At 57.2% G+C, this 23,933-nt stretch carries 25 protein-coding genes and 1 tRNA gene; 19 read left to right on the top strand and 7 right to left on the bottom strand.

Going from position 1 to position 23,933, the window contains the following annotated elements:
- Window positions 1-5 precede the first annotated feature (5 nt).
- From Q7U39_11100 to Q7U39_11075, 6 genes are all read right to left on the bottom strand, one after another.
- On the bottom strand, window positions 6-908 hold the full coding sequence (locus Q7U39_11100; protein ID MDO9118498.1) for a thiamine pyrophosphate-dependent enzyme: 903 nt from the start codon (window positions 906-908) through the stop codon (window positions 6-8).
- Between the two features lie 60 nt (window positions 909-968).
- A complete protein-coding gene (locus Q7U39_11095) occupies window positions 969-2,180 on the bottom strand; it encodes a transketolase C-terminal domain-containing protein (GenBank protein MDO9118497.1) in 1,212 nt (403 codons plus the stop codon).
- A gap of 42 nt (window positions 2,181-2,222) precedes the next feature.
- Complete coding sequence (locus Q7U39_11090; GenBank protein ID MDO9118496.1) at window positions 2,223-2,858, bottom strand: carbon monoxide dehydrogenase beta subunit family protein; 636 nt, start codon at window positions 2,856-2,858, stop codon at window positions 2,223-2,225.
- A gap of 312 nt (window positions 2,859-3,170) precedes the next feature.
- On the bottom strand, window positions 3,171-4,445 hold the full coding sequence (locus tag Q7U39_11085) for a hypothetical protein (protein ID MDO9118495.1): 1,275 nt from the start codon (window positions 4,443-4,445) through the stop codon (window positions 3,171-3,173).
- Between the two features lie 121 nt (window positions 4,446-4,566).
- Window positions 4,567-4,839, bottom strand: coding sequence for a YciI family protein (locus Q7U39_11080; GenBank protein ID MDO9118494.1), 273 nt, complete (start codon window positions 4,837-4,839; stop codon window positions 4,567-4,569).
- Between the two features lie 55 nt (window positions 4,840-4,894).
- Window positions 4,895-5,308 carry a DUF2203 domain-containing protein gene (locus Q7U39_11075; GenBank protein MDO9118493.1) on the bottom strand — a complete coding sequence of 138 codons (414 nt, stop codon included), beginning with the start codon at window positions 5,306-5,308 and terminating at the stop codon, window positions 4,895-4,897.
- Between the two features lie 502 nt (window positions 5,309-5,810).
- Here Q7U39_11075 and rho point away from each other — a divergent pair.
- The 18 genes from rho (at window position 5,811) to Q7U39_10985 (ending at window position 22,274) form a co-directional block, all read left to right on the top strand.
- Window positions 5,811-7,058 carry a transcription termination factor Rho gene (rho, locus tag Q7U39_11070; protein ID MDO9118492.1) on the top strand — a complete coding sequence of 416 codons (1,248 nt, stop codon included), beginning with the start codon at window positions 5,811-5,813 and terminating at the stop codon, window positions 7,056-7,058.
- 97 nt (window positions 7,059-7,155) lie between these two features.
- Window positions 7,156-7,362 (top strand): 50S ribosomal protein L31, encoded by a 207-nt coding sequence (rpmE, locus tag Q7U39_11065; GenBank protein MDO9118491.1) that lies wholly within the window; start codon window positions 7,156-7,158, stop codon window positions 7,360-7,362.
- A gap of 215 nt (window positions 7,363-7,577) precedes the next feature.
- Window positions 7,578-8,657, top strand: a complete 1,080-nt coding sequence (gene prfA / locus Q7U39_11060; GenBank protein ID MDO9118490.1) for a peptide chain release factor 1 — start codon at window positions 7,578-7,580, stop codon at window positions 8,655-8,657.
- A 21-nt stretch (window positions 8,658-8,678) separates the two neighbouring features.
- The gene (prmC, locus tag Q7U39_11055; GenBank protein ID MDO9118489.1) at window positions 8,679-9,554 is read left to right on the top strand and encodes a peptide chain release factor N(5)-glutamine methyltransferase; all 876 of its coding nucleotides are present in this window, start codon (window positions 8,679-8,681) and stop codon (window positions 9,552-9,554) included.
- 14 nt (window positions 9,555-9,568) lie between these two features.
- Window positions 9,569-10,843 (top strand): UDP-N-acetylglucosamine 1-carboxyvinyltransferase, encoded by a 1,275-nt coding sequence (gene murA, locus Q7U39_11050; protein MDO9118488.1) that lies wholly within the window; start codon window positions 9,569-9,571, stop codon window positions 10,841-10,843.
- A gap of 8 nt (window positions 10,844-10,851) precedes the next feature.
- The gene (gene hisG / locus Q7U39_11045) at window positions 10,852-11,556 is read left to right on the top strand and encodes an ATP phosphoribosyltransferase (protein MDO9118487.1); all 705 of its coding nucleotides are present in this window, start codon (window positions 10,852-10,854) and stop codon (window positions 11,554-11,556) included.
- Window positions 11,553-12,836 (top strand): histidinol dehydrogenase, encoded by a 1,284-nt coding sequence (gene hisD, locus Q7U39_11040; GenBank protein MDO9118486.1) that lies wholly within the window; start codon window positions 11,553-11,555, stop codon window positions 12,834-12,836. Before hisG ends, hisD begins: the two co-directional genes overlap by 4 nt.
- On the top strand, window positions 12,833-13,441 hold the full coding sequence (gene hisB, locus Q7U39_11035; GenBank protein ID MDO9118485.1) for an imidazoleglycerol-phosphate dehydratase HisB: 609 nt from the start codon (window positions 12,833-12,835) through the stop codon (window positions 13,439-13,441). The genes hisD and hisB overlap by 4 nt, the downstream gene beginning before the upstream one ends.
- 139 nt (window positions 13,442-13,580) lie before the next feature.
- Window positions 13,581-14,189: an imidazole glycerol phosphate synthase subunit HisH gene (hisH, locus tag Q7U39_11030; GenBank protein ID MDO9118484.1), complete on the top strand. Its 609-nt coding sequence runs from the start codon at window positions 13,581-13,583 to the stop codon at window positions 14,187-14,189.
- A gap of 32 nt (window positions 14,190-14,221) precedes the next feature.
- Entirely contained in the window at window positions 14,222-14,932 is a 711-nt protein-coding gene (locus Q7U39_11025; protein MDO9118483.1) for a hypothetical protein, read from the top strand.
- A gap of 1 nt (window position 14,933) precedes the next feature.
- Window positions 14,934-15,662, top strand: a complete 729-nt coding sequence (hisA, locus tag Q7U39_11020; protein MDO9118482.1) for a 1-(5-phosphoribosyl)-5-[(5-phosphoribosylamino)methylideneamino]imidazole-4-carboxamide isomerase — start codon at window positions 14,934-14,936, stop codon at window positions 15,660-15,662.
- Window positions 15,656-16,438 (top strand): imidazole glycerol phosphate synthase subunit HisF, encoded by a 783-nt coding sequence (hisF, locus tag Q7U39_11015; GenBank protein MDO9118481.1) that lies wholly within the window; start codon window positions 15,656-15,658, stop codon window positions 16,436-16,438. Before hisA ends, hisF begins: the two co-directional genes overlap by 7 nt.
- Window positions 16,413-17,114 carry a bifunctional phosphoribosyl-AMP cyclohydrolase/phosphoribosyl-ATP diphosphatase HisIE gene (gene hisIE / locus Q7U39_11010; GenBank protein ID MDO9118480.1) on the top strand — a complete coding sequence of 234 codons (702 nt, stop codon included), beginning with the start codon at window positions 16,413-16,415 and terminating at the stop codon, window positions 17,112-17,114. The genes hisF and hisIE overlap by 26 nt, the downstream gene beginning before the upstream one ends.
- Before the next feature lie 14 nt (window positions 17,115-17,128).
- Entirely contained in the window at window positions 17,129-17,473 is a 345-nt protein-coding gene (locus Q7U39_11005; GenBank protein MDO9118479.1) for a histidine triad nucleotide-binding protein, read from the top strand.
- Window positions 17,474-17,596: 123 nt separating this feature from the next.
- Window positions 17,597-19,420 carry a DNA primase gene (dnaG, locus tag Q7U39_11000; protein MDO9118478.1) on the top strand — a complete coding sequence of 608 codons (1,824 nt, stop codon included), beginning with the start codon at window positions 17,597-17,599 and terminating at the stop codon, window positions 19,418-19,420.
- A gap of 2 nt (window positions 19,421-19,422) precedes the next feature.
- A complete protein-coding gene (rpoD, locus tag Q7U39_10995; protein ID MDO9118477.1) occupies window positions 19,423-21,252 on the top strand; it encodes an RNA polymerase sigma factor RpoD in 1,830 nt (609 codons plus the stop codon).
- 106 nt (window positions 21,253-21,358) lie between these two features.
- Window positions 21,359-21,435, top strand: a tRNA-Ile gene (locus tag Q7U39_10990).
- 62 nt (window positions 21,436-21,497) lie between these two features.
- Complete coding sequence (locus Q7U39_10985) at window positions 21,498-22,274, top strand: C4-type zinc ribbon domain-containing protein (protein ID MDO9118476.1); 777 nt, start codon at window positions 21,498-21,500, stop codon at window positions 22,272-22,274.
- Here Q7U39_10985 and rnhC read toward each other — a convergent pair.
- On the bottom strand, window positions 22,271-22,927 hold the full coding sequence (rnhC, locus tag Q7U39_10980; GenBank protein MDO9118475.1) for a ribonuclease HIII: 657 nt from the start codon (window positions 22,925-22,927) through the stop codon (window positions 22,271-22,273). The two genes, Q7U39_10985 and rnhC, sit on opposite strands and share 4 nt — an antisense overlap.
- Window positions 22,928-23,045: 118 nt before the next feature.
- On the opposite strand from rnhC, the gene Q7U39_10975 reads away from it, so the two are divergent.
- Window positions 23,046-23,909 (top strand): M48 family metallopeptidase, encoded by an 864-nt coding sequence (locus Q7U39_10975; protein ID MDO9118474.1) that lies wholly within the window; start codon window positions 23,046-23,048, stop codon window positions 23,907-23,909.
- The last annotated feature ends 24 nt before the right edge of the window (window positions 23,910-23,933 follow it).

Here is a 23,933-nt window from a genome sequence, read left to right as displayed (position 1 = left end):
TTTCGTTAGGCTTGCCCGGCCAATTGCTTGGCGGCCGCTTTCCGTTCTTTATCTTTCGCTGCCAGTTCAGCCAGCAATTGTTTGGCCGGCTCGCTGACGTATTCCTTGTACGCGAACCGCTCGGTCGGCTTTTCGGAGTCACGCATCTCCTGAAGGCCCTCCATGCTGTTCTTCCCGATTTCCAGAATGCAGGGCGTATAGAGCTGAAGATAGGTCGGGCCGATCTCGCGCGCAATATGCACGGCGTTACGGATGACTTTTTCGACCAGGGATGGCTTGCTGACAGTGCAATTCACCACATAGTGACAGCCGGACTCGCGGGCGATTTCCGGCAAACGCACCTTGTCAAACAGCTTGCCGACCGGAGCCATCTTGGCGACGAAGCCCTTCTGCATCAGTCCGCTCTCCTGGCCGCCAGTGTTGGCGTAGAGTTCGTTATCGAAGCAGATGGTGGTGAACTTTTCCTGGCGGAACCAGGCTTGAAGGGTCATGTCGAGGCCGATGTCAACGGTGGCGCCGTCACCGGCGAGGACCACGACGTCTTTCGTCCGGCCTGGAAAGCGGACGCTCAGGGCGCGCTTCAGTCCGGATGCGATGGCGTTCTGGTTGCCGAAGAGAGAGTGAATGTTGTGGACAGCCACCATCGGGAACACCAAGCTGGTGCAACCGGTTGAACCAACCATCACGGTGTCTTCTGGATTGGGGAGTGAGGCCAGGATATAACGGAACGCCATAGACTCCGGGCAGCCCGCGCAGAGTGAGTGCTGCTCGATGAGTTCCTTGCTGTTACCGATATCTTTCCAGCCACGATCTTCCTTGCCGTAGGTCGCGCTCTTGACCAGGTCCTGATAATCAGACGGCATGATGTCGTAGAGGGCTTCTGAAATCTGAATACGTTCTTTACTCATATATGCCTCCTCAAAGGGGTCTCGTTCAATATTAGGTAGCTTGCCCGTTCGTTAAGTTGTTCAGCTCCCACGACCAGCCAGGGAGACGGTCTTCATCCCGAGGACTGTTTTGATTTCCTGAACGATGATTTCCGGCGGCATCGTCATGCCTCCGCACACGCGCGGACCGGCATGGACTCGATGGTGATTGGGAATCGTCGCCTTGATTTCTTTCGCCAGCCACCCGGTGACGTTAAACTCCGGCACGAAAATGTGCTTCGCGTTTTTCGTGGCTTCCCGGATTTCCTCTTCCGGCCAGGGGCGCAGGGACTTTACTTTCACCAGTCCGCAGCGGATGCCTTCGTCCTCTAAGAGGCGGATGGCTTCGCGTCCCTGTGAGACGGCTGTGCCAGAGGCCACGATCATGATCTCGGCATCGGTATTCTCAGTATCGACTAATCCGTTGATCCACTTGATGGTATGTTTTCTTGAGCGTTCAATCGCAGCCCAGATTTCCTGCTGCCAGCTGGCATGGGTGGCGTAGCTGATGTAGTTACTCTTCATGACGAAGGGGTCGCGCATCATCCGGACCGGCGGACATTCCATGTCCATGCAGGGGACTGGTGAACGGTAGGGGTCGTAGGGCGGCAAACACATGTCGGCCGGAGTCAAATTTACGACGTCCTTCGTGTGTGTCACAAAGAATCCGTCGCAGCAGAGCGCGAGGGGCAAGTGCACGTCCGGCTCTTCCGATACCATGTAGCCTTTGAGGATCCAGTCGAAGAAGTCTTGTGCGGTTTCCGCATGCCAGACCAGCATTCCGGTATTCAACAAGTACGCGATTTCGAGTGTGTCCGGTTGGATAGAGAGCGGCGAGTTGATGCCGCGGCATGTGACGATCATTTGAATCGGCAGCCGCGCACCGGACCACATGGGGAAGTTTTCCATGGCGCGCATTGTGCCGGGGCCTGCGGTCGTCGTAAAGACGCGAGCGCCACCGAATGCGGCGCCGGCGCACTGGGACATGACGGCAAATTCGCTCTCACCGCGGAAGTAGTCACCGATGTAGCCTTCGGCGAACAATTCGCCGATCAACGCCGCTGCTTCACTCTGCGGGGTGATCGGATAGGCAATCATCACGTCGCAACTGGCGCGTCGCAACGCTTCTTTAATGACTTCGCTACCTGTATAGAACGACGGGGTACGCGGGGCGTCGTTCATCATCGTCCAGGTATCGGTAAAGGTCTGTCCTTTTTTATTCTTTGTCCCGATGAGGGATTTATTCTCTGCCATGGACCTAGCCTCCTTTTCACTGCACGGGGAGTTTCAAACGATTTAGTTTGACGCCCCGCTCTTGGCTGACGTCAGCCGTGGTTGGACTGTCCCTTTCAACTTTCTCACCCAGTCTGCCAGGGTCATGATTTTTTCGACCGATGCATCGCGGAATGAGAGCATCGCGTCTTCATGGCCGGCCTGCGCGCACATTGCAATTGTGTAGCATGAGGTCCCGCCCCGAATAATCTTGAGCGACAGGTTCGCCTGGTGGCAATGCACACCGATGAACATGCAGCAGTCAATTTTGTTGTGCCAGATGGTCAGATTCGGATGGTTGGGGTTGATTTCAACTTCGGGATTGATCTTGGGGTACTTGGGGCGATAGTCCGGCATGGGAATCAGCATGGGCTTTTGGCCTGGCTGCACACATTCCTTCAGCGTGTTGTACAGATGGCGGATTGCCGTGGCCTTTTTGGCGGCCTTTTCATTCCAAGCCCAGAGCACCAAGGGCCCAGGGAAGAGGGTCGGCACTTTGGCCATCAAGAATTGCTTGGCAGCCTCTTCATAGGCTTTTTCTTCGGAGACAATGACGCCGTTGATGTGGGCTTCGCCCGGGTTCGGTAACCGAATGCCCATACTGGCGGCAGCGGGGGGCAGAAAGTGTTCTGGTCCTGGAAGCACGCGGTATTGACTCATTACGCCTTACTCTCCGGGCAAAAGGGTGAAGGGCCTCAGCAACGACTCAGTTCTGACTCTTGAATCCTGTCAACACTCTAAGCTTTTCTCTACACCTTCTGCAACCTCACAGAAGGCCCACCTCCCGGAGCTTTTGGGCTATAAAGGCAGAGTTAGATTAGGCCTTTAGGGACTACCAACTGTGTGCTCAGAGCGTGTGATTCTGACTGCAATTTGGCCGACATTATAGGGGGCAGACTTTTTCCTTGTCAAACACGATACGGCCGATTCTGACCTGGACTGCACCTCGTCAAACTGTATTGGATTGACGGGTCAGGGGAGCTGCTCACAGGCGGCTGAAGCGCCGAGAATGCAGGCTTGCTCAAAGTCCTCTTTGGCAAGACGGCCTTGGAGTTGTTCCTGGTAGAGCTTGCCACGCATGAAGAGCGCCTGGAGGTGCGTAGGGTCTATGCCGATGACGACGCTCAAATCATCAATAGCTTGCGCAGGCTGATTCATCTTTTGATGGAGTTCGCCTCGGAGGAGGTAGGCCTCTTTTTGAGAAGGGATCCAGCTTTCAGAGACCGATAAGTTGAGGGTCCGATTGAGGGTCGTCATCGCGGGCCCCCATTGTTTGGCAGATACCAGTTTGCGGGCCTGAGTGGTGGTAACGCGAATGAGCCTCTGGCGGGCGATGTCGAAAAACGGATCGATTTCCAAGGCCTGCGAGTAAGCCCTTTCGGCCTCTTCCGGCTGATTCAGCCACGTATTCACATCTCCTTGTCCGAGGAGTGCCCACGGATTTCTTGCGTCCAAAATGAGGGCGCGGTCAAAATCCATTCGAGCACAGTCGATAGACTCCGAATATTCACTCGGGCGAGATTTGTTGGAAAAAGCCAGAGAAGCCATCTTTAGATAGGTCTGTCCCCTGACAATCAACGGATCTACGAACTGAGGATCCAGGGTTGTGGCTTGTGATGTCAGGTCGATTTTCTGGCGAAGGTTGTGTGAGTGGAGGGCAGTCTCTAGGAGGTGGCGCGCCTGTCCCTGCGGGCCTGTGCGTCCTGGTGGCTCGATGACGAGCGTGCGCACACCTGAGGGCGGCGCCTGTGTCTCGCGGAGTTGCGCTTTGAGCTCGGCATTTTCCTTTTGTAATTGTCGGAAATGTGCGGCTAATTGCTCTTCGGACCGCCATCGGCGAACAGCCTCTTGGAGCTGGTCTAAATTCACAACGGCTCGAATGCGAATGGTGAAAACCGGTCGATCATGCTCAAAGCTGCGCCGGGATTCCAGCACGTCCGTTTTGGTAATGGCCGCAGCGAGCGTTCGAATTTCAAGGGAGCTGATTTGCGTGCGTTTCCCGTTCCGAACCGATTCGTAATCGTGGAAAGTTGATTCGAGATAAATTCCGGCCTCCTCAACGGCTTTGCGTTGGGCGCGTTGCAGAACTTTGTCTTCCGCCATAGCCAACGTATCGCCGTCGGCCATGACATATTGCCCTTCGGCCACGACCGTGGTTTCGGTTGCGGTGGCGCCAGGAGCAACGAGAAAGAGTATGGATAGCGACATGGTGAGACGTGTGAGCGGCAGCAAAATCGAGCGATTCATAGTATAACTATACCGCGCGATGTCTGGACGGACAATGCACCCAAGGTAGGGCTAGCGCTTGAATCTTAGTTGGGCCAAGGAATGGTGAGATGAAATATTGTGAAGTGCAGAAGTGCTCAACTTATTTGGGTAATACCTGCATGAACGGGTGAACTTCAACCCGCTCAAAGACGCCGTTCACCATATAGGGATCCTGGTTGGCGAAGTGCTCGGCCTCAGCCTGCGACTCGAACTCCAGCACCATCAAACTGCCGGCTTTGTCTGTGAGGGGACCGGCAAGAATGACGCGGCCTTGTTGCGCTAATGGTTCAAGATTGGCGAGGTGGGCTGGGCGATGGATTTTCCGTTTCGCTTCTCCTTCAGGGCCGTCGTAACCAAGAATTACAAATTTCATTGTAGATCTTTCCTCGCGAGCAGGTCTGGCTCACTAATTTCGTTATGAACGGGATTTAGGCAGGGCCTTCAAGGGGGCATCGGTCTTTGTATCCATGCGTCACTTCATGCCACCAACGGACTTCGGTTTCTCCAAGCTTCCAGCAGAGATACACGATTCGTCCGTCACGGGCGTGAGGAAAGTCGCACAGGCCTAGATCGATATCTTTCACGTGGACACCCAATTCATGGATGGCGTGAAGATTGGAACTAATCGTTTGCAGGCTGATCACGTATTGGGTTCCCACAGACGTTCCGCCTCCATAGAGCGCTTGTTCTGAGGCCTTACGGACCTCATCGCGCGTTCGGACGAGGACAGACTTGAATTGCTTGACGGTCTCCAGGTGGGTTTGGAGCTGCGGAATGAGTTGATTCGCTTCAAATAGCGTAAAGACTCGTCCCGGACTGTCTTCATCTCGATCTTCAGCCATAGTCGTCGGTACTCCTTGAGGCTGTGTATCACAGCCCTTTTCCCGATTCAATGGGAGCGGGCGCTTTACGTAGAGACGGCCGGAGAATGGAGAAAAATGTTTTGTTCTGTTGACAATGGATGGAGCCATGCGTATCATCCGCTGTAGCATTCACATTTGATGCGAATCGCTCTCCACGTAATTTCAACCTCCGGAATCTTTCTCGAATCGAAACCACACTGAGTTGGTCAGCATTGAAGTAGAAGGCGAACGCCACTAATATCCATTGATCACGGTCAATTTCTCAGATGTTTCGGAGACTCGGGGCAGCATCTTCATAACCATGAAACGTGCGTAGCCAAGGCACCGTACGAATCGTCCTCTCAAAACTACGATATCGCTGATTCAAACACAAACACACATCTGTTCCCACGAATGGTCAATCAATCTAGTGAGTTCTTGTTCATGACAACAGAGCCGATGGCTCGATAGGAGCGCTATGCAAGCTGCTAAGGGAGAGGTCATGTATTTGGCGGAGTTGAAGCAGAAATCCATCGCCGATCTGAACGAGGTGGCGCGTGACCTCAAGATCGAAGGATCGGCCAATCTGCGGAAACAGGAGCTTATCTTCGCCATTCTTCAAGGCCAGACCGAAAAGAACGGCGTCGTCTATGGAGAAGGCGTTCTGGAAACCCTTCCGGACGGATTTGGATTTTTGCGCGCTCCCGACTCCAACTATCTCCCAGGGCCCGACGATATCTATATTTCGCCGTCGCAAATTCGCCGGTTTAATTTGCGTACCGGTGACACCGTCTCAGGGCAGATCAGGCCTCCCAAGGAGAGCGAGCGGTACTTTGCGCTGCTCAAAGTCGAGAAGGTCAACTACGAAGACCCGGAAGTCTCGCGGGATAAGATCCTCTTTGACAACCTGACGCCCCTCTATCCCGAAGAACGACTCAATCTCGAATTTGACCGCGAAGAATATTGCACGCGCGTGATGGACTTAACCACGCCAATCGGGAAGGGTCAGCGCGGACTGATCGTGGCCGCTCCCCGCACCGGTAAGACGATGTTGCTGCAAGCCCTTGCGCGGGCCATCCTGAAGAATCACAAAGAAGTGACGCTGATCGTGTTGTTGATCGACGAGCGGCCGGAAGAAGTCACCGACTGGCAGCGGCAGGTCAAGGCCGAAGTCATCAGTTCGACGTTCGATGAGCCGGCACAGCGCCATGCGCAAGTCGCTGAAATGGTGCTGGAGAAGGCTAAACGATTGGTCGAGCACAAGAAGGACGTCGTGATTCTGTTGGATAGCATTACGCGTCTCGCACGTGCGTATAATACCATCGCTCCGCCCAGCGGCAAGGTCCTCTCCGGCGGTCTCGATTCCAACGCGCTGCAGCGGCCCAAGCGCTTCTTCGGTGCCGCCCGCAACATCGAGCACGGCGGGAGCTTGACGATCATGGCCTCTGCGCTGGTCGATACCGGCAGCCGCATGGATGACGTGATCTTCGAAGAGTTCAAAGGAACCGGCAATATGGAAGTCCATCTGGATCGTCGCTTGGCCGACAAGCGTCTCTTCCCGGCGATCGATATCAGCAAGTCCGGAACCAGAAAAGAAGAGTTGTTGGTGGATAAGGATCGGCTCAATAAGATGTGGATCTTGCGGAAGGTCCTGAGCCCGTTGGGAACGATGGAAGCGATGGAGTTCCTGATGGACAAAATAGGCGGGACCAAAACCAATCAGGAATTCCTGCAATCCATGAATCGGTAGGAGACGCTTGTTTCTACCCCTGTGGTTCGGATAGAGTGTACCGCTCCTGGCGTGGGGCCAGGAACCTGAACGAATGTTTGGCAAGGAGTCGTAGGTCATGCAAAAGGGTATTCATCCAATGTATCGGGAAGCCACGGTTCATTGCGCTTGTGGTAACTCATTCAAGACGCGCACGACCATCGGGGAAATTAGCGTCGATATTTGCGGTGCCTGTCATCCGTTTTTTACCGGCACGCAAAAAATTATCGATACCGAAGGACGGGTCGAACGGTTTAAGAAGAAGTACGCGAAGAAGGACAAGTAGCCACTCTACGTGTCATAGAAGAGACCCTGCTTCGCCTTGGAGCAGGGTCTCTTTGTTTTTTGGCCTGATCGAACGTTAGGATGCTCAAAAGGCCGTCCGGCAAGGCCGCAGCGAGTGAAGTACCGAGGCGTACCCTCTGGGGTACGTTGAGGGGTCTGAACGAAGCGAGAACGCCGCTGGCGGACTTTTTCAGTATCCTGCTAGGAACGAGAACGATGGAAGCCGCCCTACTCAAAAAATGGGAATCCGTGGCATCGCGATTCCAAGAGTTGACCGATCAGCTCATGGACCCCTCGGTCGTCAGTCAGCCGGGCCAACTCCACAAACTGAGCAAGGAGCGGGTAGATCTTGAGCCGGCGGCGCAGTTGTTTGAGAGCTACCGCGGGAACGTCCGACAGCTTGAAGAGGCGGCGCATATTCTCGCCGATCCCTCAGCCGGTCGTGAGATGCATGAGATGGCCGCTGACGAAACGGCGGAGTTGCAGCGGCAGCAAGCGACCATGGAAGAGCAGGTTAAAGAGTTCTTGATTCCCAAAGATCCGCGGGATGAGAAGAGTCTGTTGTTGGAAATTCGGGCCGGGACCGGCGGCGATGAAGCCGCGCTATTCGCCGGAGAGCTCTTTCGCCTCTACAGCAAATATGCGGAGCAGAAAGGGTTCAAGGTTGATACCGTCGAGGCCACCGAAACCGGCATAGGCGGGTATAAGAACATCACGGCATTGATCGAGGGCAAGGGGGCCTATAGTCATTTTAAGTACGAAGCCGGCGTGCACCGCGTGCAGCGTGTGCCGGTGACGGAAGCGGCCGGCCGGATCCATACGTCCACCGTGACGGTGGCGGTCATGCCGGAAGTCGACGAAATCGACGTCAAGATCGATCCGGGAGATCTCCGAATCGATACCTTCTGCTCCTCCGGCGCCGGCGGGCAGAGCGTCAATACGACCAAGTCCGCGGTGCGCATTACCCATATCCCCACCGGGGTGGTGGTCAGTTGTCAGGACGAACGGTCGCAACTGAAGAATCGCACGAAAGCCATGCGGACCTTGCGCGCGAGAATTGTTGAGGCGGAGCGGGAAAAGCACGACGCAGAGATCGCCCAGAACAGAAAATCCCAGGTCGGGACCGGCGAGCGGAGCGAGAAGATTCGCACCTACAACTTCCCGCAGAATCGCGTCACCGACCATCGGGTTGGCATGACGTTGCACAAGCTTGAATTGGTGATGGAAGGCGATCTGGATGAATTTGTCCAGGCGTTGAAAGCGCAACAGCAGCAGATCGACACAGCCAACGTGTAGGGGACTATGGCGGCCCTTGTCATGCCAGAGCTGAAGACGGTAGGTGCCCTCGTTGCGTGGGCTCGGCAGTCCTTGGTCCAGGCCGGGGTGAGCAACGGGGCGCAGGAGGCGAGGTGGCTCTTGGAGCATGCGCTTGCGGTACGAAGTCACCAGTTGGTGAGTCAGGTGGACCGGTTGGTCTCTCCCGATGTCTGGGCCTGTATTGAGTCCCTGGTCGCACGGCGTGTGGCCCGTGAACCACTCCAATATCTGCTTGGGACGCAAGAGTTTTGCGGACTCGAATTCGCTGTCAGCCCCGCCGTGCTGATTCCCCGTCCAGAGACGGAATTGCTAATTTATCACGTTATGGACCATGTCCGATCTCTTCCCGATGCCACCATTGTTGATGTGGGAACGGGTTCCGGTTGCCTGTCGATCACATTGGCCGCTCGACTGAAGGGGCAGCGCGTCATTGCAATTGACCGATCTCCGGAGGCGCTGGCGGTGGCGCAGGCCAACGCGATTAGACATGGGGTGCGTGATCGGATTGAATGGCTCGAAGGGGATCTGCTGTCGTCACTTCACGCTCGGCAGGCGGCTGACACGATCGACGTCATTGTCTCAAACCCACCCTACATTTCCGAATCCGATTGGACTGGCCTGGAGCCGGAAGTCCGGGTATTTGAGCCGCGCATGGCATTGGTCGGGGGAGTGCAGGGAACGGAATTTCACGAACGGTTGCTGCGCGAGTCCCGGGAATTTCTCGTTCCAGGCGGGTGGCTCGTCATGGAAATGGGGGCGGGGCAAGCCTCGACGGTTCGGCGGTTAGTAGCGGAGATCGGCGGGTATGGGGGGCTTCGGATTATCGAAGATGCGGCAGGGATCGAACGGGTGGTCATGACTCAGCGGGTGGAATAGGAAGCACAACGTCGATGGATGAGATTGTCATTACGGGTGGAAATCGGTTGCGCGGAGAAGTCCGGATCAGCGGGGCGAAGAACTCGGCCCTTCCCATTCTGGCCTCGACCATCTTAGGTGGCGGTGAATGTGTCATCACGAATGTCCCCCGGGTGGTCGATGTGCTGACGATGGGGAAACTCCTCGGCATTCTGGGGGCTCAGGTCTCCCATGAGGCCAACCGTGCCGTCATTAAAGCTGACGTGATTCATTCTACAGAGGCGCCGTATGACCTGGTGAAAACCATGCGTGCCTCAGTGTTGGTATTGGGACCCTTGCTCGCTCGCTGGGGGGAAGCGAAGGTTTCGTTGCCGGGCGGCTGTGCAATCGGTTCCCGACCGGTGAACCTCCATTTGGCCGGGTTGGCAAAATTAGGAGCTGACATTTCGATCGAGCATGGGTATATCACCGCGAGGGCGAAGCGGCTGAAGGGTGCGCGGATCTATTGCGATACCACGACGGTGACCGGTACGGAAAACCTGATGATGGCCGCCTCCCTCGCCGAGGGGACCAGCGTCATCGAAAACGCGGCGAAAGAGCCGGAAATCGTCGACCTTGCCGAGTTTCTGAACAAGCGCGGCGCCCGTATCGCAGGGGCCGGCACGGATATGCTCACGATTGAAGGTGTGCGGGAATTGCACGGTGCGGATCATGAGGTGATCCCGGATCGCATCGAGGCCGGCACGCACCTCGTAGCCGGGGCGATCACGGATGGAGATGTCACGATTACCCATTGTCGTCCCGTTCATCTTGAAGCGGTCTTGATGAAGTTGCGGGAAGCGGGTGCGGACATTCAGGTCGAGGCCCAGACGGTGCGAATCAGGCGGAATGGACGGCTCAAGGGGACGGATGTCCGGACCTTACCGTTTCCCGGGTTCCCGACGGATATGCAGGCGCAGATGGTCGCGCTGATGGCGATTACGGAAGGCACGAGCGTGGTGACGGAGACGGTGTTTGAAAGCCGTTTCATGCATGTGGAAGAGCTGCGACGGATGGGAGCGGATATTCGGGTCGAAGGTAATCGCTTGATCGTCACGGGACGTCCCACGCTGACAGGAGCGCCGGTCATGGCTTCGGACCTTCGTGCCAGCGCGGGGCTCATTCTGGCCGGCTTGGCCGCCGAGGGTGCGACGGAAGTACAGCGGGTGTATCACCTCGATCGCGGCTATGAACGTATTGAAGAAAAACTGCGGGCGGTTGGGGCGAACATTGAGCGCCGAAAGAAAACCCCCGCCACAGGAGTCCGTTAGAGGGATCTATGCTGACGATTGCGCTCTCAAAGGGGAAGTTAATCGAACCGACGCTGGAACTGTTCCGCCGGGCCGGCTATGACAGTGCCGGGTTAGTGGGGGAGAGCCGGCGGTTGATCTTTCCTTGTCCTGAGATCGACACCACCTTCTTGATTGTGCGGCCGAGCGACGTGCCCACCTATGTGGAATACGGGGGTGCCGACGCCGGAATCGTCGGGAAAGACGTGCTGATGGAGCAGGACAGCGACGTCTATGAGCCATTGGATTTGTTGTTTGGAGCGTGTAGAATCTCGGTCGCTGCGCTCCGGGCCGAGGTTGCGTGCGATCGGCTGTCATCCAAGGTGCGCGTCGCGACAAAATATCCCAGGATCACCGAGCGCTTTTTCAACCAGCGCGGGGTCCCGGTCGAGATCATCAAGCTGTACGGCTCAATTGAGTTAGCGCCGGTTGTGGGACTGGCGGATCGGATCGTCGACCTCGTCGAGACCGGCAGTACGCTCAAGGCGCACGATCTAGTCGAAGTGGACCTGATTGCCCAGTCGACCGCACGCTTCATCGCGAACCGGGCAAGTCTCAAGCTCAAACATGCACCACTGATGGATATGATTCGCCGGTTGCGGAAGGCCGTGGCGGATTCTCAGAAACCACCATCGAGGCCACGGGGCAATACAGGATTGAAACGAGCTTCCACATCAGCGAAGGATCGCGCATGAAAATTCTCACGCAGGCTGATCGGTCGTTTGCCGCGACGGTGAAGAAGGTCGCCTTGCGCGGGGCGGTTCAGAGCAATGCGGTCGAAAAGACCGTCCGGACGATCCTCCAGGCAGTCCAACGCGGCGGCGATCGTGCGGTCTTGCGCTACACGAAGCAGTTTGATCGTGTCGCGCTCAAGGCCGAGGCGCTGAGAGTGTCTCCTGAGGAAATCAAAGAAGCCTATCACCATATCCGTAAAGACGAAGGCGATGCCCTCCGGTTTGCCGCGCAGCGGGTCACCGCGTTTCACGAGCGCCAACGCACGAAGACCTGGATGTATCAGGATGAGACCGCGACATTAGGACAAGTCGTGACGCCGGTGGATGCGGTGGGAGTCTATGTGCCCGGTGGCAAAGCGGTGTATCCCTCGTCGGTGCTGATGTGTGCCATTCCCGCCAAGGTGGCCGGCGTCGAGCGGATCGTGATGGTCACGCCGCCGCAGAAGGGCCCCATCAATCCCTATTTGCTGGTGGCCGCTGATATCGCCGGAGTGACGGAGATCTATCGTGTCGGCGGCGTGCAGGCGGTCGCCGCACTTGCCTACGGCACCAAGACGATCGCGAAGGTCGACAAAATTGTCGGTCCCGGAAATATTTATGTGGCGACGGCGAAGCGCTTGCTCTACGGAACGGTCGGTATCGACATGATCGCCGGCCCCAGCGAGTTGCTGGTAGTTGCCGACGCCGATGCGGAGCCGGCTCATGTCGCCGCAGATCTCCTCTGCGAAGCCGAGCATGATGAAGATGCGCAAGTCTTTCTGGTGACGAATTCCGAGCGACTGGCCAAAGACGTGTCCAAACTGATCGACAGCCAGTTGAAGGGGCTACAGCGGGAAAAGATCGCTTCGAAGTCGATCGCGCGGCACGCGGTGGCCTTTGTCGTGACGACAATGGATGAAGCCATCGACCTGGCGAACGAAATCGCCGCCGAGCACCTGACCCTCTCAGTGGACAATCCCTTCGACTATCTGGAGAAAGTCCGCCACGCGGGGGCCTTGTTTCTAGGCCGGTATACCCCGCCGTCTGTCGCGGATTACATTGCCGGGCCGAATCACGTGTTGCCGACCGGTGGGTCCGCGCGGTTTTTCTCCGCCTTGTCCGTCCATGATTATGTGAAGACCAGCAATATCGTGCATTACACGAAAGAGGAGTTGAGGAAGGTGAAAGATCATCTGGTGCGTCTCGCGCATATCGAAGGATTCGATGCGCATGCCAAGTCGGCTGAAAGCAGGTTCTCATGAAGAAGCGCGGATCGGCATCGCGGCAGGCCTCGATTCATCGCGCCACCAAAGAAACCGATATTTCCGTCGAGTGGACGATCGACGGCCGCGGGCAAGGCAAGATCGACACCGGCATCCGCTTCTTCGATCACATGCTGGAGCTGCTGGCTAAGCACGGCTTCTTTGACCTGACGGTCAAAGCCAAAGGTGACATCGATATCGATGAACACCACACGGTTGAGGACGTCGGAATCGTGATGGGGAAGGCGTTGCATCAAGCGCTGGGCGAGAAGGCGGGGATCAAACGATTCGGGTTTGCCTCGGCGCCGCTGGATGAAACGCTTGCCCAGATCACCGTGGATCTCAGCGGACGGCCGTATCTCGTCTATAACGTGGCCTTGCCGGATCGGAAGATCAAGGCGTTCGACTTGGGTTTATTCGAGGATTTTTTCCAGGCCTTCGTGACGCATGGCGGATTGAATCTGCACGTGAACCTCATGTATGGCCGCAATCCGCATCACATCATGGAAGCTATTTTCAAAGGCCTGGCCAAAGCCCTTGATCAAGCGACCATGCCGGAAGAACGTCTCGCGGGGAAAGTCCTGTCGACCAAGGGGATGCTGTAAGTTCGCGCGGAACGGTAGGCGAAATGTTGTGAGGGGGCAGGCTGTGTAGAGCCTGCCCCTTTTTTATTTCCAGAGACAAGAGTGGCAGGTTGCAGCCGGTTGCGGTATTGTTACGCCTTTCCTGGAATTGGACAGATTCATGATCGCAATCATCGACTACGGCATGGGCAATTTGCGGAGTGTCCACAAGGCGTTTGAGGCCGTCGGCCATCATGCGGTCGTGACACGCGATGTGGGCGTGATCAAGAGCGCCAGTCATGTCGTGTTACCCGGAGTCGGGGCGTTCGGCGATTGCATGGCAAACCTCGAACAGTATGGGCTGGTTGATGCCGTTCGCATGGCGATTCAGTCGGGTAAGCCGTTTCTGGGCATTTGTCTGGGGCTTCAACTGCTGTTCACGGAAAGTGAAGAGTTCGGCATGCATAAGGGCCTGGACATTATTCCAGGCAAGGTGCGCAGGTTTCCCGCTGATCCCGCGTTGAAAGTTCCTCATATGGGATGGAACCAGGTGAATATGCAGCGTGCCTGCCCGGTTTTTGCCGGGATCCCGAACGGCGCGAACTGGTATTTTGTTCATTCGTATTTCGTCGATCCGGTCGAGAAACAAATTGCGGCGACGACAACGACCTATGGGATTCCTTTTGTCTCGAGCGTTTGGAAGGACAATGTTGTGGCCTGCCAATTTCACCCTGAGAAGAGTCAAACGGTTGGCCTGCAACTGATCAAGAATTTCGGGGCCTGGACGTGAGCGCCGTGACGTCACATGTTTGGAGGATAGGCTTGGTGTGCCTGGTTGGCAGTGTCTTGGCAGTGGCGGGGTGTAGCGGTTCGAAGGTCACCACGAAGGCGTCGAATGAGTTGCCGAGGTATCAGGTGAAGACCATGGCCTTCGTCCCGTTCACGGCGATCGCCACGCCGCAGGTCCGTAATCAGGGGGATCCGTTCATGTCGGCGCCGCAAAGCGTTCGCCGGTCGGATATTTCGGTCGGGGTACCGTCAAACGTGGAACCTCCTCCCCGGCAGACGGTCATCGTCCCGGCTGCTGCGGCAGAGAAGGTAACGCAGCTCTTTTGGTCCCGGCTTCGGCATCGTACCGGTGTCGTCGTCTCGTCACCCGGTGATACGGGGAAAGCCGCGGCCTCGCTTGGCGGAGATCCGCTGAAGACTACGCCAGAAATGACCGCCGCGGCCGTGGCCAAGAAGCTGAAGCAGGATGCCGCCCTGATCGGGCAGGTGTCGGTCTATCAGGAGCGAGTGGGCAGTCGGATCGGGGCAAACCCTCCAGCATCTGTCGGGTTTGAGGTCAAAGTGGTGGCAGCGGATGGGCAGGTGTTGTGGGTCGGCAACTACTATGAGCGCCAGCGCCCGATGACCGAAGACTTCATGGGGTTCATTCATCGCTGGGCCTTCGTCACAGCGGACGAACTGGCGGAGTACGGTGTGGATGAAGTGTTGAAAGAATTTCCATTCGGAGCAGGGGGAGAGAAGTAACGTGCTTGTGATTCCAGCCATCGATTTAAAAGACGGGCGTTGTGTGCGGTTGCGCCAGGGCGATATGGCCGCAGAGACGGTGTATTCGGAGGATGTCCCGGCGGTGGCTCGAAAGTGGCAGCAAGTCGGGGCAGGCCTCATTCATGTCGTCGATCTGAACGGCGCGGTCGACGGGGAGCCCAGGAATCTTCCGCAGATCGAAGCGGTGATGAAGACAGTGAGTGTGAAGGTGCAGGTCGGCGGCGGCATTCGCACGATCGAGACCGTGCGGCGTTATCTCAATGCCGGGGTCTCGCGCGTGGTGCTCGGGACCGCGGCCCTCACCGATCGCAAGTTTCTTGAACAGGCCTGCAAAGAGTTTCCTCAGCGCATTTTGCTCGGGCTCGACGCGCGTGACGGCAAGGTGGCGGTGAAGGGGTGGACGGCCGTATCGGAAACAAAGGCCATCGATTTGCTTAAAGACCTGGCCGGGCTCGCGATCAGCGCGGTGATCTATACCGACATTTCCCGCGATGGCATGCTGAGCGGGCCCAATATACCGGCGTTGCAAGAGGTGGTCGGACATTCAGCCTTCCCCGTCATTGCCTCGGGTGGCATCACGCGTGTAGAGGATCTGCAAACCGTTCATGCGCTCGGCCCTCGCATCGAGGGCGCGATCGTGGGGAAGGCGCTGTATGACGGGAAGTTGGATTATGCCGCAGCGGTTGCGGCTTTGAGCGCACGATGCTGACGAAACGTATCATTCCTTGCCTTGATGTCAAAGATGGCCGGGTGGTGAAGGGCGTCAGCTTCGTCAATCTTCGCGATGCGGGCGATCCGGTAGAAGTGGCGGCGGTCTATGATCGCGAAGGGGCGGACGAGCTGTGTTTTCTCGATATCACCGCGTCGCATGAAAATCGAAAGACGATTATCGACGTGGTCGAACAAACCGCCGCGCGCGTGTTCATGCCCGTGACTGTCGGCGGCGGGGTTCGGACGCTCGATGACATCCGCGCCTTGCTCAATGCCGGTGCCGATAAGGTGAGTATCAATACGGCGGCGGTTCAACGGCCGGAATTTGTGCGGGAGGCGGCGCAGAAATTCGGGACTCAGTGTATCGTCGTCGCGATCGATGCGAAGCGCGGTATCACGCCCGGTCGATGGGAAGTCTTTACGCATGGCGGGCGAAAAGCCACCGGGCTCGATGCGGTGGAGTGGGCGAAGTGGATGGAAACCTACGGGGCGGGAGAGATCTTGCTGACGAGCATGGATCAAGACGGCCAGCAAAGCGGCTATGATTTAGGGCTGACGGCGGCGGTGTCAGAAGCCGCCTCGATTCCGGTGATCGCGTCAGGCGGAGTCGGCACGCTCGAGCATCTCTATGACGGATTTACGAAGGGGAAGGCCGATGCGGTGCTGGCGGCCTCGATTTTTCATTTCCGGACGTATACGATTCCGCAGGCCAAAGAATATTTACGTGAGAAAGGCGTGCCGGTGCGGCTTGATCACGCCGTACCGGTTGCGTGACATCATGGGACAAGGCGACGGGGCACAGGCTTTCAAGTTTGATGCGCAGGGGCTGATTCCAGCCGTTGTGCAGGACTGGCTGGACGGAACGGTCCTGATGGTCGGGTATATGAACCAGGACGCGTTGAATCAAACCGTCGCCACCAAGACGGTTCACTTCTGGAGCCGGTCGCGCCAGAAGCTCTGGGAGAAGGGGGAAACATCGGGGCACAAACTCCATGTGAAAACCCTCTATGTGGATTGTGATCGCGATACCATTCTCGTGAAGGCGCAACCGGTTGGACCGACTTGTCACACCGGAGAACGGGCCTGTTTTTTCACGCCGCTGGATGAGTCGGGTGGGGTGGGCCCCGGTAAAACCGATGAGGCTGCAGGCGGCATTCTTGAGGCGGTGCTGCGGACGATCGAGACGCGGCGGGCCAATCCCCAGCCGGGGTCGTATACGACAAAGTTATTTGAGGGGGGGCACGACAAGATCCTCAAGAAAGTGGCAGAAGAAGCCGGCGAAGTGCTGCTGGCGTCGAAGGGCGGAAAGAAAGAGGAAATCGTGTACGAGATCGCCGATCTGTTTTTTCATACGCTCATGGTCTTAGGCTACCATGACATTCCTCTGTCCGTGATCTATCAAGAGTTAGCGAAGCGGTTTGGGAAGTCCGGCCTCAGGACGGAACAATAGCCAGGGAGGGCACGGTGAGTACCTGTATTTTTTGCCGTATCGTCGATGGCAGCATTCCCGCAAAAGTGGTGTATCAGGACGAGCATACATTGGCGTTCGATGATGTCAGCCCTCAGGCACCCGTTCACACCTTGGTCATTCCAAAGCGGCATGTCGCAGCCGTTCAGGATTTCGGCGAGGAAGATCAAGCGTTGCTTGGCCGCTTGCTCTTGACTTGTCGACAGGTTGCCACAGACAAGGGCCTTGCCGAACCGGGTTATCGAATTGTGGCCAATACAGGGCGGGACGGAGGGCAAACCGTTTTGCACCTGCATTTTCATGTACTTGGCGGTCGTCACCTCGGCTGGCCTCCAGGCTAGGCGGTCTCCCTCATAATTGACAGGGTTTCAAGCGGTCTGATACCCTGACCAGTCAAATTTTCCGATCATTTACAGGCTAGCTCGTCGGTCGACCATGACGGGTGCAAAGGAGCCAGGACTCTCGTGGGCCGAGGCCTGATTTCTGACGACATCATCAATCAGATTCGTGACCGGATCGATATCGCGGATATCGTCGGCCATCATGTCTCGCTCACTAGAGCAGGACAGAATCTCAAGGGGTTGTGCCCGTTCCATCAGGAAAAAAGTCCGTCGTTTACGGTGAGTCCCTCACGGCAGATTTTTCATTGTTTCGGCTGTGGGGCCGGCGGCAATGTATTTTCGTTTTTGACGCGAATTACGGGAGCCAGTTTCCCTGAAGTCGTGCGTGATCTCGGTCGAAAGGTCGGGATTGAGGTTCAGGAGTCGGCCGAGGTCAATCCGCAGGCTGCTCAGTTCGGGCGTATCGAGCAAGTGAACCAGGCCGCGTCTTCGTGGTTTCACAAGAATCTACAGGATGCAAAAGCCGGGGAGCCCGCACGAGCCTATCTCGCCGAGCGGGGCATCGAACCGGCCACGATTACGCGATTTGCCATCGGTGTGGCATTGGGGGAATGGGAAGGGTTGATCAAGGCGTTGACGCATCAAGGGTTTACGTCCGGCGATTTGGCGGCGGCCGGGTTGACCATTGCGCGGGAGCAGGCGGGGAAAGGGGCCACGGGTTTCTATGATCGATTTCGGGCTCGCGTCATGTTCCCGATCGTCGATTTGCGCAAGCGTGTGGTGGGATTCGGCGGAAGGACGCTCGGAGACGGCACGCCCAAGTATTTGAATTCTCCTGATACACCGTTATTCAAGAAGGGCCAGACGCTGTTTGCCTTCGACCAGGCGCGCGAGTCGATCGCTCGAACGAAGACCGTGATCGTGGTGGAAGGCTATTTCGATGCGATTGCGTTGCATCAGGCCGGGATCACCCATACCGTAGCCACGCTCGGCACGGCGCTGACGGCGGAGCACATTCAAGCCCTCCGGCGGTTTGCGACGAATGTCGTATTGCTGTTCGATCCGGATGCCGCCGGTGTGCGAGCGGCGCTGCGAGGATTGGATTTGTTTGTGAACAGCGGTCTCGGGGTCAAGGTCGTGACATTGCCGGACGGAGACGACCCTGACACGTACGTTCGGAAAGCCGGAGCAGAGGCGTTTGCGCAACTCGAGGCGGCGGCTCCGAGCCTGTTAGACTATGCGTTGGAGCATAGCGTGAAAGAGGCCGAGTCCGGATCGCTCGAAGGCCGGATCCGCAGTGTGGATGAAATCTTACGCATCCTTCAGAAGAGCGAACATCCGATCGAACGGGAAGAACGGCTGCGAGTGGTTGCGGAGCGTCTGGGGATCAATCAGCAGCGCTTGATTGAACGGTATCCGGCATTAATAGCTGAGCAGCGGAAGACCGCCGGGGTGCCGGCCCCGTCACCGAAACCCGTCCCGGCTTTCAAGGGCGTTCCCGAGGAGCGGGATCTCGCCTTTTTGCTGTTGCAGGGGAAATTGTCTCCGGCGGATATTCGCCGGTTGAAGCCCGAGCTCTTTTCAATCCCGGCCTGCCAGAAGCTCGTGGCCTGTGCGTTGGAGCATTTGGGAGCGGATGGACGCGTTGAAGTGCGAGCGTTCCTTGATGCGGCGATGGACGATCCAGATTGTGGGACGTTGGCCACCGAATTCTCGCTGCGGGACGATCATTTCGACGATCTCTCGGAGCATATCAAGGGCTGCTTGGATCAGCTGGACCGGAAACGTTCCGAGGCGGCCATGCGCGAGCTCATCTCACGCCTCAAAGGGGCTGAACGTGAAGGACGTTGGGAAGACGTGCAGTCGATCAATCTGCAAGTGAATGAATTGCAAATGCGGAAAGCCGGCACGCCAGTCGCCGGCACAGTCTCATTGGTGAAGGAGTAGTTATGGCGAAGCAAGAGTTGCTCGGCGAGGTGAAGAAACTCATTACGATCGGGAAGGAAAAAGGATTCCTGACCTACGATGAGTTGAATAACACCCTGCCGGCGGAGGTGGTGTCCTCCGACCAGTTCGGCAGCATCATGACGATGTTCGGCGAATTGGACATTGAGATTGTGGATGCGCCGGATGGCGAGCGGACACAGAAGCGGACGGAGCGGGGCGAGGCCGCCGACGATACGGAGGAAGCGGAGACCGAGACCGAGGCGGAAGCCGAGGAAGAAAACGAAAAACCGATCGATCTCACGCCCGGAGCCTTGAGCCGCACCGACGATCCCGTTCGTCTGTATTTGAAGGAAATGGGCAGCGTCGCCTTGCTGAGCCGCGAAGGGGAAATCGAGATCGCCAAGCGGATCGAAGAAGGAAAGAAGGAAGTGGCGTCGGTGATCTACGGATTGCCCATGACGATCGAGTTTGTGCTGGCCCTGCGCGATCAGCTCAAGGATGGAAAGATCGATGTGCGCGAGATCGTCCCGGTAAAAGAAACCGAGGAGGAGCTCGAAGAGGAGCAGCAGCCGATCGAGCGGGACTATGAAGAGCTGCGCGTGAAGACGCTGGAGGCGTTGAACACGGTCCGGAAAGTCTCATTGTCGCTGAAGGCCCTCGTCGAGAAAGAAAAGTCTCTCGGGAGTGATCCGGCGAAGCAAAAGCAATACAAGAAGCAGTTCGATCTGGCCCGGCAGCAGGTCGTCGACAAGATCGAGTCGGTGAATTTGCACGGCGTCCTGAAGGATCGCATGGTCCAGCGTGTGCGCGATCTGGCCGTGCAGTTCCGGATGGCCGAGCGGGAAGTGGCGAGCTGTCAGCGGCGCATTGGAATCGGCGGCGAGGCCGGTGCCGAGCAGCTGAGGAAAATGTGCCGGACGAGGCCGGATTTTCTGGCCGTCAGGCGAAAGGCCGGAGTGTCCGAGGAGACCCTCTCGGACATCAAGAAAATCTATCAGGCGGCGAAGGCACGGATCAGGCAGCTGGAAACGGAAGAGGCCTTGGTTCCGGCAGAAGAAATCAAAGATGCGGTGAAGCATCTGGATGTCGCCGAGGACAAGGTCAAACGCGGGAAGGCGGAGCTGGTTGAGGCCAATCTGCGCCTTGTGGTGAGCATTGCCAAGAAGTATACGAACCGAGGATTGCAGTTTCTGGATCTCATCCAGGAAGGCAATATCGGGTTAATGAAGGCGGTGGATAAGTTTGAGTATCAGCGTGGCTACAAGTTCAGTACCTATGCGACCTGGTGGATCCGGCAGGCGATTACCAGGGCGATTGCGGATCAGGCCCGTACGATCCGCATTCCCGTGCACATGATCGAAACGATCAATAAATTGATCCGGACTTCCCGGCATCTCGTCCAGAAGCTGGGCCGTGAGCCGTTGCCGGAGGAAATCGCCGAGCGGATGGACTTGCCCCTCGACAAGGTCCGGAAGATTCTCAAGATCGCGCGCGAGCCGATTTCTCTGGAGACGCCGATCGGGGAAGAAGAAGACAGCCATCTGGGGGACTTTATCGAGGACAAGAAGGCGGTCTCCCCGCTGGAAGCCGCGATCCGGTACGATTTGCAGCGCCAGATCAACAGTGCGCTGGAAACATTGACCCCGCGCGAAGAAAAAGTCTTGCGCAAGCGGTTTGGGATCGGCGAAGCCACCGACCACACGCTGGAAGAAGTCGGGCAGGATTTTGAAGTGACTCGTGAGCGTATCCGGCAAATCGAGGCCAAGGCACTGCGCAAGTTGCGGCATCCAAGCCGGAGCAAAAAGCTGCGAAGCTTTGTCGAAAGCGTGTAACACCAGGCCGTCCGTGGGCCATTTGACTCCATGGGAGACGCGGCCTAGAATCATCCGACCTGTGTCGGGTGAGCAGAGAGAGCGTGAATCACCGGTTCACCCGATCGGGCCCATAGCTCAGGTGGTTAGAGCGGCTGACTCATAATCAGCTGGTCCTAGGTTCAAGTCCTAGTGGGCCCACCACATCTGGCGTGGCCCGTTGCGCCCCGAGTCGTCTCACTACGAATGTCGTGTTAAGGAGTCCGTTGAGCCAGAAACTGTCCCCCCTGCTCGCCCTGCAAAAACTGGATCTCCGCATTCTGGAGATTACTGAACAGCGTCGGAAAATCCCTGAGCGGCTGAATATCGCCGAAGCGCCGCTTCGCGAGGATACGCAGTTGCTGACCGACGCGAAGACGGGGGTTGACGCGCTGGTGAAAGAGCGGCGTACGCACGAAAAAGACCTTGAAATGCACGAAGCGCAGACCGAGAAAATGAAGTCGCACGCCGCGAGTTTGAAAACGAACAAAGAGTATCAAGCGCACCTGTTCGAAATTGAATTGGCGAACAAAAAACGTGGAGAGTTCGAAGAAAAGATCTTGGTCTCAATGGACAAGATCGACCAGCTGCAAGGGACGATCAAAGAGCTGCAGGGGAAAGTGAATGCGGCACAGGCCGTGTTCGCCAAGGAAAAACAAGCCCTCGATGCGACGGACAAGGAGCTCGCCACGGAGTTGGCGCAGCTGGAGGCTGAACAGCGCGCGGCGGCGAAACAGATCGACCCCAATCTACTTGCGCGCTATACGCACATCAAGCTGTCCCGGAAAGACGGGGCGATTGCTGCCGTGCGTGAAGGGATGTGCGCCGGATGCCGGCTCCAGATCCCGCCGCAGTTGATCGCGCAAGTCAGACGATCCGACGATCTCCACGTATGCCCCTACTGCCGCCGGATGCTCTATTGGGAAGGCGAGATCCCGACCGAATCCGCTTCAGCCCTGAGTGTCGCCAGGAAGAACGACCTGGAAGTCGGGGAGTCGGTCTAAGCAAGTCCTGCCAGTACGGCCTGGGTAGTTTTGAAGTGCAGCTTCGCGACGGCTCCAAGCCGCTCCTGTCCATGTTTCTTCATCACCATTCTGGCGGCCAGTTCCACGGTGGCTGATGCTCCCTTCGGAAGTGTCGTCCCTACCTCTTCGGATAATCGTTTGAGTCGAATCAAAAACTCTGCGCGCGCGAGGATCGACGCGGCGGCGACGGCTATGTCGGACTCGGCTTTTGGCCGCTGTTCCAGCACGATCGTGCGGCCCTTGGCTTGGAGCGCGCTCAGAATCAGCCGCTCATCTCCGAACTGATCCGCAATCGCTCGACCGCACGACACCTTGTTGAGCAGATTTTCCAGGACACGGGCGTGGCCCCAGGCCAGCAAGCGATTCAAGTTCTTAATCTTCGCGTACAGTTCATTGTATTTCTGCGGGCCAATGGCGACGATGCTGTAGGGACAGATGGTTTTGATATCCGGCGCCATGTCGAGAATCCGACCGTCCGAGATCTTCTTGCTGTCCCGAACCTGCATGAGGGCAAGCTCGCCTTGGGTGACGGCGTCCACAAAGACGGCGGCGATGACGAGCGGGCCGAAGTAGTCGCCTTTCCCTGATTCGTCGATGCCGATGCGCTCGACCGATGGATGGGTAGCGGTCACTCTTTGCTCCAGGTAGAAAAAATATCTAGGGCGAGGTAATCTAACGAATTGAAACAGAGATGGTCAATTCAGTCGTCAGAGAGAATCGATACGCGATGTGATGTATGGAGACAAGCCGATGAGCCACAGAATGCGGGTTAGCCGACTCCTGGCAGCTGGAATACTGCTGAGCGTGTTGATGGGGACGGGCGGATGCGAAACCAATCCCTATACGGGTCGCTCGCAGTTGCTCATGACGTCAGTTGAGCAGGAAAATCAAATGGGCGCGCAGGCCTATAGCCAGGTGAAGAGTGATCCGAAGATGCGGCAGTCCCAGGACCCGCGTGAGATCGAGCCGGTGAAGCGCGTTGCCGCGCGGATTATTGAAGCAGCCAAACGGTCGAAGTACGGAGAGATGGCACAGCAGTTTCAGTGGGAAGTGACCGTGATTAAGGACGACAAAACGCTGAATGCATTTGCGTTGCCGGGTGGAAAGATGGCGGTCTATACGGGGATCTTTTCCGTTGCCAAGACGGAGGCCGGTCTCGCCGCGGTGATGGGCCATGAAGTCGTTCATGCTCTGGCGCGCCATGGGGCGGAGCGAATGAGTCAGGGGCAATTGACGAACGCCGCCCTGCAGGTAGCGGGAGCAGCAGCCGGCGCCAGCGGCGGCGGTGGGTTGATGTCGCAAGCGGCGATGGCAGCGCTTGGTGTCGGCGCCCAGGTTGGAGTATTGCTTCCGTTTAGCCGGAAGCACGAGTCTGAGGCCGACTATATCGGCATTCTCCTGGCGGCGGATGCAGGGTATGATCCGCGCGAGTCGGTAGGTTTGTGGGAGCGGATGGCGCAGTTATCAGGAGGCGGTGGCCCCGCCGAGTTCATGTCAACCCATCCCGGTCACGAGACACGCATCGAACAGTTGAAGCAATGGATGCCGGAAGCTATGGCCATCTACCAGACGAGACAGCCGGTTCCTCCAATGCTCTTACCCGTGGCCCCATAGCGGGCAGTTTGTTGAGACGCTGCC

Origin of the sequence: Nitrospira sp., assembly GCA_030653545.1 — a bacterium.
GTDB lineage: Bacteria > Nitrospirota > Nitrospiria > Nitrospirales > Nitrospiraceae > Nitrospira_D.
The sequence above is the reverse complement of the archived record's forward strand: the minus strand, read 5'-3'. Positions and strand labels throughout refer to the sequence as shown.